A 12,738-nucleotide genomic window follows, 5' to 3' on the forward strand; every position below is an offset into this window, starting at 1 on the left:
CCGCTAGCCTGCGCAGATGATCGAATCACAGCATCCAGTCCGCCTGCTGGTCCACGGCGCCTCCGGTCGCATGGGCCAGGCCCTGCTGCGCCTGGCCGACGAGCACGAAGACCTGTCGGTGGTCGCGGCGGTGGCGCGCTCCAAGCCTGCCCAGCGTGTGATCGATGGTGTCCCGCACTTTGCCGTGTCCGAGTTGGGTGGTCTGCCCGAATTCGATGTCGCCATCGATTTCAGCCTGCCGCAGGGCTTCGATGTGATCCTGGCTCTGTGCGTATCGCGTGGCCGTGCACTGGTTTCCGGCACCACCGGCCTCGACGAGGCCCAGCGCAAGGCGCTGGACGAAGCCGCCCGGCGCATCCCGGTGCTGTGGGCATCCAACTTCAGCCTCGGCGTGGCGGTGTTGAACGAGCTGGTCGAGCGCGCAGCGGCGGCACTGCCGGGCTGGGATTGCGACATCGTCGAGTCCCATCACGTGCACAAGAAGGATGCGCCGTCCGGTACCGCGCTGACCCTGGGCGAATGCGCACAGGCCGGGGGAGCCGCGCCGCGCTATGCGGCGCTGCGCGCGGGCGACATCGTCGGCGAGCACATGGTCCAGTTCACCGGCCTGGGCGAGCGGGTTGAGCTGGTCCACCGCGCGACCAGCCGCGACATCTTCGCGCGAGGGGCCCTGCAGGCGGCGTGGCGGCTGGCCGGGCGCGAGCCGGGCCTCTACGGGATGCGCGGGCTGCTGTTCGACTAGGGGCCTGTCCCCGACCGTGCGGTAGTGGCCATAGCCTCCAGGCTTGGCAGAATCAGCTTCCGGCCAGCCCCACGACCTGGCGGAAGCGCTCCGCCGTCTGCTTGCCGCGGACGTCCTTGATCGTGCTGCAGGCGAGTTCGAGCAGTTGCGGCAAGTCCTCGGGCGTGTTCAGGTCTTCCAGGCTCATGGCCAGGGCATCGCCCATCGGGCCCAGGAAATCGTTGACCGCATGAACCGCCGCCTGGCGGCGGGCCTGCCAGTCCCGGGTGCGGTGGAAGGTGGAGGGGGCGCCGTCGCCTGCGTGCTGGTGCCGGCCCCTTGGCTGCCGTCGATCAGGCCGAGCCGGAGCAGGTGTTCGAGCATGGAGACCAGTGCTTCGCCAAGCCCCATCGTCGATTGCACATCGGCAACGCTGCGCTTGCCATCGAGCATGATCAGCAAGGAACGGTGTCGGATATCGAGCCGCAATGCACGATTTTCGATTTCCTGCAGTCCCGCGCGAGTCTTGCTGAACACCGTGTCTGCGTTCATCGTTCACCCCCCGTTCCAGCAAGGCCACCGGGCGCTTGCCTCCCCGTGTTCCGGGATATCAGAAATCCGCCGCCACAACAATGCCACATGGGTGTGAAGGGCGGCGGGGCAGGTGCAAGCATGCCGGACCGTTTCCTTTTGGCATGGTGGCCGGTACAATTCTCGCTCGCCTGAACCCCCGAACCGGACCGGTCCCGCACCGCGTCCGCGCTTTGCTGCAGCCTGCTTTCACGGTTGCGCGAGCCCGGGCCGGGTCAGCACCCTTAGGCATTCAAGGCGACCCCCGTGACCCAATCCGCAATCCTCGCTCTCGAAGACGGCACCGTGTTCGAGGGCGTTTCCGCAGGCGCGCCCGGCCTTTCGGTCGGCGAAGTGGTGTTCAACACCGCGATGACGGGCTACCAGGAAATCCTGACCGACCCGTCCTACGCGCGTCAGCTGGTGACCCTGACCTATCCCCACATCGGCAACACCGGTTGCACCGAACAGGACGACGAGGCCCGCCAGGCCTGGGCCGCCGGCCTGATCGTCCGTGACGTGCCGCGCAGGCCGAGCAACTGGCGCAGCCAGGTCGCGCTGCCGGAGTGGCTGGCGGCGCGCGGCATCGTCGGCATCGCCGGCATCGACACCCGCAAGCTGACCCGTCTGCTGCGCGACACGGGCGCCCAGTCCGGTGCGCTCATGGCCGGGGAGGGCATCGATGCCGACAAGGCGATCGAGGCCGCCCGCAAGTTCCCGGGCCTCAAGGGCATGGACCTGGCGAAGGAAGTCACCACCGCCGAACGCTACGCGTGGACCGATGGCCAGCTCGATCTCGACCAGAACCTCTTCGTGAGCGCCGCGCCGCGCTTCAAGGTCGTCGCCTACGACTTTGGCGTGAAGCACAACATCCTGCGCATGCTCGCCGAACGCGGCTGTGAACTGACCGTGGTGCCGGCGAAGACGCCGGCCGCCGAAGTCATGGCGCTCAAGCCCGACGGCGTGTTCCTGTCCAACGGCCCCGGCGACCCGGAACCCTGCGACTACGCGATCGCCGCGATTCGCGAGTTCGTCGCCGCCAGAATCCCCACCTTCGGCATCTGCCTCGGCCACCAGCTGCTGGGCCTGGCCGCTGGCGCTGCCACGATGAAGATGAAGTTCGGTCATCACGGTGCCAACCATCCCGTGCAGGACCTCGACAGCCAGCGTGTGATGATCACCTCGCAGAACCATGGCTTCGCGATCGACGAGTCGACCCTGCCGGGCAACGTGCGCGTGACCCACCGTTCGCTGTTCGACGGCTCCAACCAGGGCATCGAGCTGACCGACGCGCCTGCCTTCAGTTTCCAGGGCCATCCGGAAGCCAGCCCCGGCCCGCACGACGTGGCCCCCCTTTTCGATCGTTTCGTTGCGCTCATGGAGGCCAACACCCATGCCTAAGCGCACCGACATCAAGACCATCCTGATCATCGGCGCCGGTCCGATCGTGATCGGCCAGGCCTGCGAGTTCGACTACTCCGGCGCGCAGGCGTGCAAGGCCCTGCGCGACGAGGGCTACCGGGTGGTGCTGGTCAACAGCAACCCGGCCACGATCATGACCGACCCGGAGATGGCCGACGCCGTCTACATCGAGCCGATCAACTGGCAGACGGTCGAGAAGATCATCGCCAAGGAAAAGCCCGATGCGCTGCTGCCGACCATGGGCGGGCAGACCGCGCTCAACTGCGCGCTGGACCTGGCCGACAACGGCGTGCTGGAGAAGCACGGCGTCGAGCTGATCGGTGCCTCGCGCGATGCGATCCGCATGGCCGAGGACCGCGAGCTGTTCCGCGTGGCGATGGACGAGATCGGGCTGGAGTGCCCGCGTGCCGCGGTCGCCAAGACCTTCGAGCAGGCGGTCGAGATCCAGACCACCGTCGGCTACCCGACCATCATCCGCCCGAGCTTCACCCTCGGCGGCAGCGGCGGCGGCATCGCCTACAACAAGGAGGAGTTCGAGGAGATCGTCAAGCGCGGCCTCGAATTGTCGCCGACCACCGAGGTGCTGATCGAGGAGTCGGTACTGGGCTGGAAGGAATTCGAGATGGAGGTCGTCCGCGACAGGGCGGACAACTGCATCATCGTGTGTTCGATCGAGAACTTCGACGCGATGGGCGTGCATACCGGCGACTCGATCACCGTCGCCCCGGCGCAGACCCTGACCGACAAGGAGTACCAGCGTCTGCGCGATGCCTCGATCGCGGTGCTGCGCAAGATCGGCGTCGATACCGGCGGTTCGAACGTGCAGTTCGGCATCAACGCGAAGAACGGCCGCGTCGTGGTGATCGAGATGAACCCGCGTGTGTCGCGCTCCTCGGCGCTGGCGTCGAAGGCCACCGGCTTCCCGATCGCCAAGGTCGCGGCCAAGCTCGCGGTTGGCTACACCCTCGACGAGCTGCGCAACGAGATCACCGGCGGCGCGACCCCGGCCTCGTTCGAGCCGACCATCGATTACGTCGTCACCAAGATCCCGCGCTTCGCCTTCGAGAAGTTCCCGCAGGCCGATGCGCGGCTGACCACCCAGATGAAATCGGTGGGCGAGGTGATGGCGATGGGCCGCACCTTCCAGGAATCGCTGCAGAAGGCGTTGCGCGGGCTGGAGACCGGCAAGGTCGGCCTCGACCCGACCGGCCTGGACCTGTCCAGCGAGTCCGACCTGGCGACCCTGCGCCGCGAGGTCAAGGAGCCGGGTCCGGAGCGCATGTTCTACATCGGCGACGCCTTCCGCGCCGGCATGAGCGTGGAGGACGTGCATGCGCTGTCCTTCGTCGATCCGTGGTTCCTCGACCAGATCGAGGAGATCATCGCGACCGAAGCCGAGGTCGCAGAAGCGGGGCTGTCCGCGCTCGACGTCAAGCGCATGCGCGCGCTCAAGCGCATGGGCTTCTCCGACGCGCGCCTTGCCGAGCTGACCGGCACCGACGAGGCCGCGGTGCGGACGCTGCGCCATGCCTTCGGTGTGCGTCCGGTCTACAAGCGCGTGGATTCCTGCGCGGCCGAGTTCGCGACCACCACCGCCTACATGTATTCGACCTACGAGGACGAGTGCGAGGCCGCGCCGACCGACCGTGACAAGATCATCGTCCTGGGCGGCGGCCCGAACCGGATCGGGCAGGGCATCGAGTTCGACTACTGCTGCGTGCACGCCGCACTGGCCCTGCGTGAGGACGGCTACGAGACCATCATGGTCAACTGCAACCCGGAGACCGTGTCGACCGACTACGACACCTCCGACCGGCTGTACTTCGAGCCGCTGACGCTCGAGGACGTGCTCGAGATCGCCGACCTGGAGAAACCCAAGGGCGTGATCGTGCAGTACGGCGGCCAGACCCCGCTGAAGCTGGCGCGTGCACTGGAAGCCGCCGGTGTGCCGATCATCGGCACCAGCCCCGACAGCATCGACCTGGCCGAGGATCGCGAGCGTTTCCAGAAGCTGGTCGAGGAACTGAAGCTGGCGCAACCGATCAACCGCACCGCGCGCAACCCGGAGGAGGCACTGCTGCTGGCCTCGCAGATCGGGTACCCGCTGGTGGTGCGCCCGAGCTACGTGCTCGGCGGCCGCGCGATGGAAATCGTGTACTCCGATGCCGACCTGACCCGCTACATCCGCGACGCGGTCAAGGTGTCGAACGATTCGCCGGTGCTGCTCGACCGCTTCCTCGACAACGCGGTCGAGGTCGACGTCGACGTGATCGCCGACAGCCAGGGCAACGTGCTGATCGGCGGCGTGATGGAGCACATCGAGGAAGCCGGCGTGCATTCGGGCGATTCGTCCTGCTCGCTGCCGCCGTACTCGCTGTTGAAGGCCGTGCAGGACAAGCTGCGCGAACAGGTGGTCGCTCTGGCCAAGGCGCTCAAGGTCGTCGGCCTGATGAACACCCAGTTCGCGATCACCTTCGACGGGCAGGGCGAGGAGACGATCTACCTGATCGAGGTCAACCCGCGCGCCTCGCGCACCGTGCCGTTCGTGTCCAAGGCGACCGGCCTGCCGCTGGCCAAGATCGCCGCCCGCTGCATGGTCGGCAAATCCCTGGCGGAGCAGGACGCGACCGTGGAAGTCGTGCCGGAGTACTTCTCGGTCAAGGAGGCGATCTTCCCGTTCGCCAAGTTCCAGGGCGTCGATCCGATCCTCGGCCCGGAAATGCGTTCCACCGGCGAGGTCATGGGTGTCGGTCGCAGCTTCGGCGCGGCGATGGCGCGTGCCCAGGAAGCCGGCGGCATCCGCGCGCTGCCGACGGAGGGCAAGGTGTTCATCTCGGTCCGCGATCCGGACAAGCAGCGCGTGCTGCCGGTGGCGCAGGACCTCGTCAAGCGCGGTTATGCGCTGGTCGCGACCTCGGGCACCCATGCCTTCCTGACCGCGAACGGGCTGGAATGCGAGGCGATCAACAAGGTCATCGAGGGCCGCCCGCATATCGTCGATCTGATCAAGAACGGCGAGATCGTCTACATCGTCAACACCACCGAGGGGCGGCAGGCGATCAACGACTCGTTCTCGATCCGCCGCGAGGCGCTGCAGCAGCGGGTGACCTACTCGACCACGGTGTCGGGCGCGCGGGCGCTGGTGAACTCGCTGGAGTTCCGTGAGACCGGCCCGGTCTGGTCGCTGCAGGAACTGCACGCCGAAGTGAACGGGGCCTGACGCCCCTTCCGTTGTAGCCCGGGCGGGGGGCCGGGTTCCAGCCCGCGTCCCATCCTGCTAGCCTTTCAGCACACGGCCGCGAGGTGGTGGGACCCGTTTCCACCGCCTTGTTTTTTTGTTGCCCCGAACGAACCAAAGGATGTACCCATGAGAGCACCGATCACGGTGAAAGGCGCGCAGCGTCTGCGCGCCGAGCTGGAAGAACTCAAGTCGGTCAAGCGGCCGGCGGTGATCAACGCGATCGCCGAAGCACGCGCCCATGGCGACCTCAAGGAGAACGCGGAGTACCACGCGGCCCGCGAGCAGCAGGGCTTCATCGAGGGCCGCATCCAGCAGCTCGAGTCTGAGCTGTCGCATGCCCAGGTCATCGACGTGGCTTCGCTCAATGCCGGTACGCGAATCGTGTTCGGCGCCACCGTCGAACTGGCCGACGTCGAGACCGATGAGCAGCGCCGCTACCAGATCGTGGGTGATCTGGAGGCCGACATCAAGCACGGCATGATCGCGATTTCCTCACCGGTCGCGCGAGCCCTGATCGGCAAGCACGAGGGCGACAGCGTCACCATCGAAGCCCCCGGCGGGACCAGCGAGTACGAGATCGTTTCGGTCAGCTACGCCGCCTGAGTCATGGCCGGGATCTTGGCCCGAGCCAGGCTGCTGCTGCCTGATCCCGGACGCTTCGGCGGCCAGCGCTTGGGCGAGGCGGTTGCGCGCGCCTTTGGCCGCGCCGACCTGATCCAGTTCGACGGCTCCCAGCACACACGGATTTTCGATGTGCTGCCACGAGGCTGGCCCGCTGCTGCCGCGACCCGCCAGATGGATGCTGGCGATGGCGCCGGTGCAACGTGGCTGCGCGCCGACCCGGCCCACGTCCAACCCGACATCAATGGGGCGCGACTGCTTGCGCATGGCTCCGGCCTGCACCTGACCGCGCAGGACGTGGCTGCCTTCATGCCCGCGTTGCGCCCCCTGTTCGGTGACTTCGGCTGTCCGATCGATGCGCCGACACCGTCGCGTTGGTACTTGCGCCTGCCAATGCAGGCCCGGCTGCCTGCATTCAGCTCACCCGAGGAGGCTCTCGGCGACGAACTGTTCGATCACCTGCCCGGGTCACACCTGTCTGAATCGGGTGGCGACGACCGCGGAGCCCGTCGTTGGCGGGCCCTGCTCAGCGAGGCCCAGGTCGTACTGCACAATCATCCCCGCAACGGCGAACGCGCCGCCGCCGGCCTGGCGACGGTCAACAGCCTGTGGTTCTGGGGTGGTGGAGTGTTGCCCGATCACGTCCACTGCATCGCCGGCATCGTCTGCAGTGACGACGACAGTCTGGCCGCATTCGCGCGACTGGCCGGAGCCGAGGCGCAACCGTTGCCGGCACGCTGCCCGGACGGCCTGGCCGATCGCGACATCGTCATCGACCTGCGTGACAGTCGCGACTTGGCCGTGCTGCAGCGCGACTGGCTCGAACCGTTGCTCGAACAGCTGGCGGCCGGCGGCTTGGACGAGCTCGTCCTTGATGCCGTGGATGGCCGCGGGTTCGTGTTTCGTCGTCGCCAGCGCTTGCGGTTCTGGCGCCGTCCACGACCGCGGTTGGCCGAATGAAGTCCGGGATCACTCTGCGCCGCCGGGCGATCGGACAACCCGGTGACTGGTCCGATACCGTACCCGCGTTGCTGCGACGGGTATACGCAGCCCGCGGTGCGCTGACCGATGCGCAGGCACGGCCGCGACTGGCCAGCCTGCTGCCGCCGGACGGCCTGCTCGGACTGGACGCCGCCGCTGCATTGCTGGCCGACGCGATCGCCAGCGACCGTCATGTCGTCGTGGTCGGCGACTTCGACTGCGACGGCGCCACCGCCTGCGCGGTCGGCGTGCGCGGATTGCGCATGCTCGGCGCCTGCCGGGTCTCGCACGCGGTGCCGAACCGCATGGTGCACGGCTACGGGCTGTCACCGGCACTGGTGGAGGAGCTTGCCGACCTGCAACCCGATCTGCTGGTCACCGTCGACCACGGCATCGCCTGCCATGCCGGCATCGAGGCGGCCAAGGCCCGAGGCTGGCAGGTGCTGGTCACCGACCATCACCTGCCGGGCGATCGCCTGCCGCCAGCCGATGTGGTCGTCGATCCGAACCAGCCGGGCGATGCATTTCCAAGCAAGGTCCTGGCTGGAGTCGGGGTGATGTTCTACGTCCTGATCGCGTTGCGCAGCCGGCTGCGCGCACAGGGCGCTTTTGACGATGCATCTGGAGGCAACGGACCGGATCTGACGACCTTGCTGGATCTGGTCGCGGTCGGCACCGTAGCCGACCTGGTGCCCTTGGACGCCAACAACCGTGCCCTGGTCGCGGCCGGCCTGCGCCGCCTGCGTGCAGGGCAAGGTTGTGCCGGGTTGCAGGCGTTGATCGAGGTTTCCGGGCGCTGCGCGCAGCGTCTCAGTGCTGCCGATATCGGTTACGCGGTCGCCCCGCGACTCAATGCTGCCGGGCGGTTGGAGGACATGGCGCTGGGCATCGAATGCCTGCTGACCGACGACCCGGGCCAGGCTCGCGACATCGCCGAAACGCTCAACGAGATCAATGGCGAGCGCCGCGCGGTCCAGCAGCAGATGACCGACGAGGCCGAGGCGGCGCTGGCTCGGGTATCGCTCGACGGCAAGATGCCACTCACGGTGTGCCTGCACGATCCGGAGTGGCATCCCGGGGTGGTCGGCCTGGTTGCCTCGAAGCTCAAGGAGCGTCTGCATCGCCCGGCGATTGCGTTCGCGCCGTCCGAGCCTGGCAGCGATTCACTGCGAGGCTCGGCGCGTTCGATCCCCGGCTTCCACATCCGCGACGCACTGGCCGATGTCGCCGCGCGCCACCCCGGTCTGATCGAGCGTTTTGGCGGCCATGCGATGGCAGCCGGGCTGTCGTTGCCTTTGGCGCGTTTCGAGGCATTCCGCGACGCCTTCGAGTCAGTGGCCGGAGTCACGCTCGGGCCGGAACTGCTGCAGGCCGAAGTGCTCAGCGACGGCGCCCTCGCCGCCGACGAGTTCACCCGCTCCAATGCCGAGGCCCTGCGCGACGGCGGTCCATGGGGGCAGGGCTTTCCGGAACCGCTGTTCGACGGGGAGTTCGACGTGCTCGACTGGCGTGTGGTGGGGAGCGTCACCTGAAGTTCTCACTGAGAGCAACCGGGCGCGCGCAGCCGATCGGCGCGATCCATTTCAATGGCTGGAACGAGCAGCCGCCACCGGCCCGCATCCATGCGGCCTACCAGCTGGACACCGACGACTGGCAGGATCGACGCGGCATCCAATTGGTACTGCGGCACTGGCAGGCGGCCTAGACTGCCCTCAGCCCTCAGCGTTCTTCCGTGGCCATGCCATTCGATGTCCCGACGGTCGCTCCGCTTGGCCGTGGCTTCAGCCCGAACAGCGGCCGCAGCCAACCGACGCGGCGGACAAGTTCGTACCCGGCGAAGCACAGGCCCAGCGTCAGCACGACCAGCAACGGACCCTCGGCCAGCGGGGGCAGGGCGAACGCCTTGAAGTGATGGGCCAGCACCACGATGACCGTCTGGTGGAGGATGTAGACCGGAAACACCGCCTGTGCCAGGTAGCGCAGTGCCGGGCTGTCTCCGGGCGCCAGGCGGCCGGCAAACCCCAGGATCGCGACGATGGCGCACCATTGGTTGAGACCCCATGCGGCCCGCATCAGCAGGCGCAACCCGTGTGGAGGCGCAACGTCGACGAAATGACCGAAGTAGGCCGTGATCGCCCACCAGCTGCACAGCCAGAGCACGAGGGCGATCCAGCGGAATCGCTGCATCGCGACCCAGACGCCGTCACCGCGTGCGATCAGGAAGCCGAGCAGGAAGATGCCGAAGTACTGGACATGGTTGTACCAGTCGTCGACCAGGGCGTGGGTGACATCGAAAATCCCGATCAATGCCACCCGTGCCGCAGCGAAGAACAGGACTGGCCACAGCAGGATGCCGGCGCCCGTCAGCGCCCGGCTCAACGGCCCGGTGGCCGCCTCCAGCAGACGCGGCGCCGCTTTCCAGAGCAGCCACAGCGCGACCGTGTAGACCCACAGGTAGGCGACGAACCACAGGTGGTTCCAGGTCGGCAGGATCAGGCAGCCGCCGTCGGCCCCGCAGAAGCCCTGGTAGGCGCTCAGGTAGCGCCCGTAGAAGGCCAGGTAGCCTTCGTGATAGCCGCCCGGCAGCTGTTCCACCAACTGGTAGTAGGACTGCGGCGGCACGATCACCAGCATTCCGAAGATCAACGGCGGCAGCAGCCGCCACGAGCGCCCGCCGAGGAAGCGCAGCTTGCTGCCCGTCGCGGTCGCCGCCCGCTGCGCCTTGCCCAGCAGGAAGGCGGTGGCCACCCCGGAGATCAGGAACAGCAGCGACAGTCGCCATGGCGAGCTGAGCATCATGAACGGCTCCAGTGCCGTCCCGGCGTCGGGGCTTTTCACGTGCCAGTCCCAACTGACGTAGTACATGCCCACGTGGTACAGCACCAGCAGCCCGAAGGCGCAGACGCGGACCCAGTCCAGATCATGGCGGCGTTGCATCGAATCGTCTCCCTCGACAGTGTGTCCGCACAGGCTGGCGCAGCGACTCCCAAACGCCCATTGCGAAGGGACGGTGCGCCGTGGGATGGGGACGAATCGCGGAAGCTGGGGACGAATCGGGATGGGCGGAGAAGGCTCAAGGCTTAGAATGCGCGCATGACCCGCCCCGATTCGATGAGCTACGAACGCTACCTGCCATGGAAGCGCTGGGTCGAGATCGGCTTCTGGGTGGCGATGATCGGTGCCAACTGCGTCGGCAACAGCATCACCACGGTGATGGATTTCCGTCGTGGTGGTTCATCCATCCCGGCGTGGGAGCCGGTGGTCTGGGAGGCCAGCAGTGGCCTGATGTGGTTGCTGGTACTGCTACCGGTCATCGCCTGGTACACGCGCAGGTTCCCATTCCAATGGGGGAACTGGCGGCGGCAACTGGCCGGTTATGTCGGGGCCAGCGTGGCGGTCTGTCTGGTGCACGTGCTGGGCATGGTGGCGTTGCGCATCGTCGCCTACCGGACCCAAGGCATGGTTTATGACTTCGGCCCATGGCCACGCGAGCTGTTCTACGAGTACCTGAAGGACATCCGCAGCTTTGTCTATATCGTCGTGACCATGGAGGGCTACCGGATGCTGCTGCGCCGCTGGCAGGGCGAGGCCAGCCTGCTGGACGCACCGGACGAGGGGCCGCCGGTGGAGCCACTGGAGCGGCCGGAGCGCTTCCTGGTGCGCAAGCTGGGCCGCGAGTTCCTGGTGGCCGCCAACGACATCGAGTGGATGCAGGCCGCCGGCAACTACGTCAACCTGCGCGTGCGCGGACACGACTACCCGCTGCGCAGCACCATCGCCGGCATCGAGGGCAAGCTGGATCCCAGCCGCTTTGCCCGTATCCACCGCAGCTACATCGTCAACCTGGACCAGGTGGCCTCCATCGAACCGCTGGACACCGGCGATGCCCGCATCCACCTGAAGGACGCCACCGCCTTGCCCTGCAGCCGCCGTTACCGGACCGACCTGCGGGAGCGGGTAGGGGGCGAAAACGCGACGGCGGGCGCCTGAGTGCGCCTTGCTGCTAGAATTTGCGGCCGTTTCGCACCAACTCCCACAGCCATGATCGAACTGAACCCCATCCGCCAGCGCATCGCCGACCTGCAGGAACGGCTGGTCTCGCTACGGGGGTATCTTTGACTACGACAGCAAGGTCGAACGTCTCGAGGAAGTAAACCGGGAGCTGGAAAATCCCGATATCTGGAACGATGCCGAACGTGCCCAGGCTCTGGGCCGCGAACGGGCGTCGCTGGAGAAGATCGTGCTCGGCAGCCGCCGCCTGACCGAAGGCCTGGCCGGCGCGCTCGAGTTGCTGGAGTTGGCCGAGATGGAGGACGACGAGGACACCGCGCAGGCGGTGGTCGCCGACGTCGACGGTTTCGAGCGGGACGTCGAGCAGCTCGAGTTCCAGCGCATGTTCAGCGGCAAGATGGACAGCGCCGCGGCCTTCGTCGACATCCAGGCCGGGGCCGGCGGCACCGAGGCGCAGGACTGGGCCGAGATGCTGTTGCGCATGTACCTGCGCTGGGCCGAATCGCGCGGCTGGAAGGCCGAGCTGATGGAGGTGTCCGGCGGCGAAGTGGCCGGCATCAAGTCGGCGACGTTCCGCGTCGAGGGCGACTTCGCCTACGGCTGGCTGAAGACCGAGACCGGCGTGCACCGGCTGGTGCGCAAGTCGCCGTTCGACTCCGACAATCGCCGCCACACCAGCTTTACCTCGGTATTCGTGTCTCCAGAGGTCGACGACAACATCGACATCGAGATCAATCCGGCCGACCTCAAGACCGATGTCTACCGCTCCTCCGGAGCCGGTGGCCAGCACGTCAACAAGACCGAATCGGCGGTGCGTATCACTCACGTGCCCACCGGGATCGTGGTGGCCTGCCAGAACGGCCGCAGCCAGCACCAGAACCGCGATACCGCGATGAAGATGCTGGCAGCCAAGCTGTACGAACTCGAGATACAGAAACGCAACGCCGAGCGCGACGCGGTCGAGGCGACCAAGTCCGACATCGGCTGGGGCAGCCAGATCCGCAACTACGTGCTCGACCAGAGCCGGATCAAGGACCTGCGCACCGGCGTCGAGCGCAGCGATACCCAGAAGGTGCTCGACGGCGACATCGGCGAGTTCGTCGAGGCCGCGCTCAAGGCCGGCCTGGATGCCGGCTCGAAACGTTCCGACGCTGTTTAGGCCAGTGGGAAG

At 67.1% G+C, this 12,738-nt stretch carries 10 protein-coding genes and 1 pseudogene; 9 read left to right on the forward strand and 2 right to left on the reverse strand.

Translation table 11 applies throughout. The features are described from left to right. Window positions 1-16 precede the first annotated feature (16 nt). A complete protein-coding gene (dapB, locus tag FKV23_RS07710; RefSeq protein ID WP_141623331.1) occupies window positions 17-742 on the forward strand; it encodes a 4-hydroxy-tetrahydrodipicolinate reductase in 726 nt (241 codons plus the stop codon). 52 nt (window positions 743-794) lie between these two features. Here the strand turns inward: dapB and FKV23_RS17165 are convergent, their stop codons facing one another. Then, window positions 795-947, reverse strand: a complete 153-nt coding sequence (locus tag FKV23_RS17165; protein ID WP_167285085.1) for a hypothetical protein — start codon at window positions 945-947, stop codon at window positions 795-797. 113 nt (window positions 948-1,060) lie between these two features. Here FKV23_RS17165 and FKV23_RS07715 point away from each other — a divergent pair, with 113 nt between their 5' ends. From FKV23_RS07715 to recJ, 6 genes and pseudogenes are all read left to right on the forward strand, one after another. Next, window positions 1,061-1,447: a hypothetical protein gene (locus tag FKV23_RS07715; RefSeq protein ID WP_141623332.1), complete on the forward strand. Its 387-nt coding sequence runs from the start codon at window positions 1,061-1,063 to the stop codon at window positions 1,445-1,447. A 111-nt stretch (window positions 1,448-1,558) separates the two neighbouring features. Beyond that, the gene (gene carA, locus FKV23_RS07720) at window positions 1,559-2,692 is read left to right on the forward strand and encodes a glutamine-hydrolyzing carbamoyl-phosphate synthase small subunit (RefSeq protein WP_141623333.1); all 1,134 of its coding nucleotides are present in this window, start codon (window positions 1,559-1,561) and stop codon (window positions 2,690-2,692) included. Continuing rightward, window positions 2,685-5,933, forward strand: a complete 3,249-nt coding sequence (carB, locus tag FKV23_RS07725; protein ID WP_141623334.1) for a carbamoyl-phosphate synthase large subunit — start codon at window positions 2,685-2,687, stop codon at window positions 5,931-5,933. The genes carA and carB overlap by 8 nt, the downstream gene beginning before the upstream one ends. A gap of 147 nt (window positions 5,934-6,080) precedes the next feature. Beyond that, window positions 6,081-6,557, forward strand: coding sequence for a transcription elongation factor GreA (gene greA, locus FKV23_RS07730; RefSeq protein WP_141623335.1), 477 nt, complete (start codon window positions 6,081-6,083; stop codon window positions 6,555-6,557). Between the two features lie 15 nt (window positions 6,558-6,572). Then, window positions 6,573-7,535: a phosphoglycerate mutase gene (locus FKV23_RS07735; protein ID WP_141625105.1), complete on the forward strand. Its 963-nt coding sequence runs from the start codon at window positions 6,573-6,575 to the stop codon at window positions 7,533-7,535. Beyond that, window positions 7,532-9,261, forward strand: a pseudogene (recJ, locus tag FKV23_RS07740) (single-stranded-DNA-specific exonuclease RecJ). Before FKV23_RS07735 ends, recJ begins: the two are co-directional and overlap by 4 nt. Window positions 9,262-9,275: 14 nt before the next feature. Here recJ and FKV23_RS07745 read toward each other — a convergent pair. After that, window positions 9,276-10,493: an acyltransferase family protein gene (locus tag FKV23_RS07745; RefSeq protein WP_141623336.1), complete on the reverse strand. Its 1,218-nt coding sequence runs from the start codon at window positions 10,491-10,493 to the stop codon at window positions 9,276-9,278. Window positions 10,494-10,649: 156 nt separating this feature from the next. On the opposite strand from FKV23_RS07745, the gene FKV23_RS07750 reads away from it, so the two are divergent. Beyond that, complete coding sequence (locus FKV23_RS07750) at window positions 10,650-11,546, forward strand: LytTR family DNA-binding domain-containing protein (RefSeq protein WP_141623337.1); 897 nt, start codon at window positions 10,650-10,652, stop codon at window positions 11,544-11,546. 51 nt (window positions 11,547-11,597) lie between these two features. Continuing rightward, a protein-coding gene (prfB, locus tag FKV23_RS07755) for a peptide chain release factor 2 (RefSeq protein WP_141623338.1) occupies window positions 11,598-12,726 on the forward strand; the annotation gives its coding sequence in 2 pieces (ribosomal slippage) (window positions 11,598-11,672 and window positions 11,674-12,726; 1,128 coding nt in all). The last annotated feature ends 12 nt before the right edge of the window (window positions 12,727-12,738 follow it).

The organism is Lysobacter alkalisoli (assembly GCF_006547045.1).
GTDB lineage: Bacteria > Pseudomonadota > Gammaproteobacteria > Xanthomonadales > Xanthomonadaceae > Marilutibacter > Marilutibacter alkalisoli.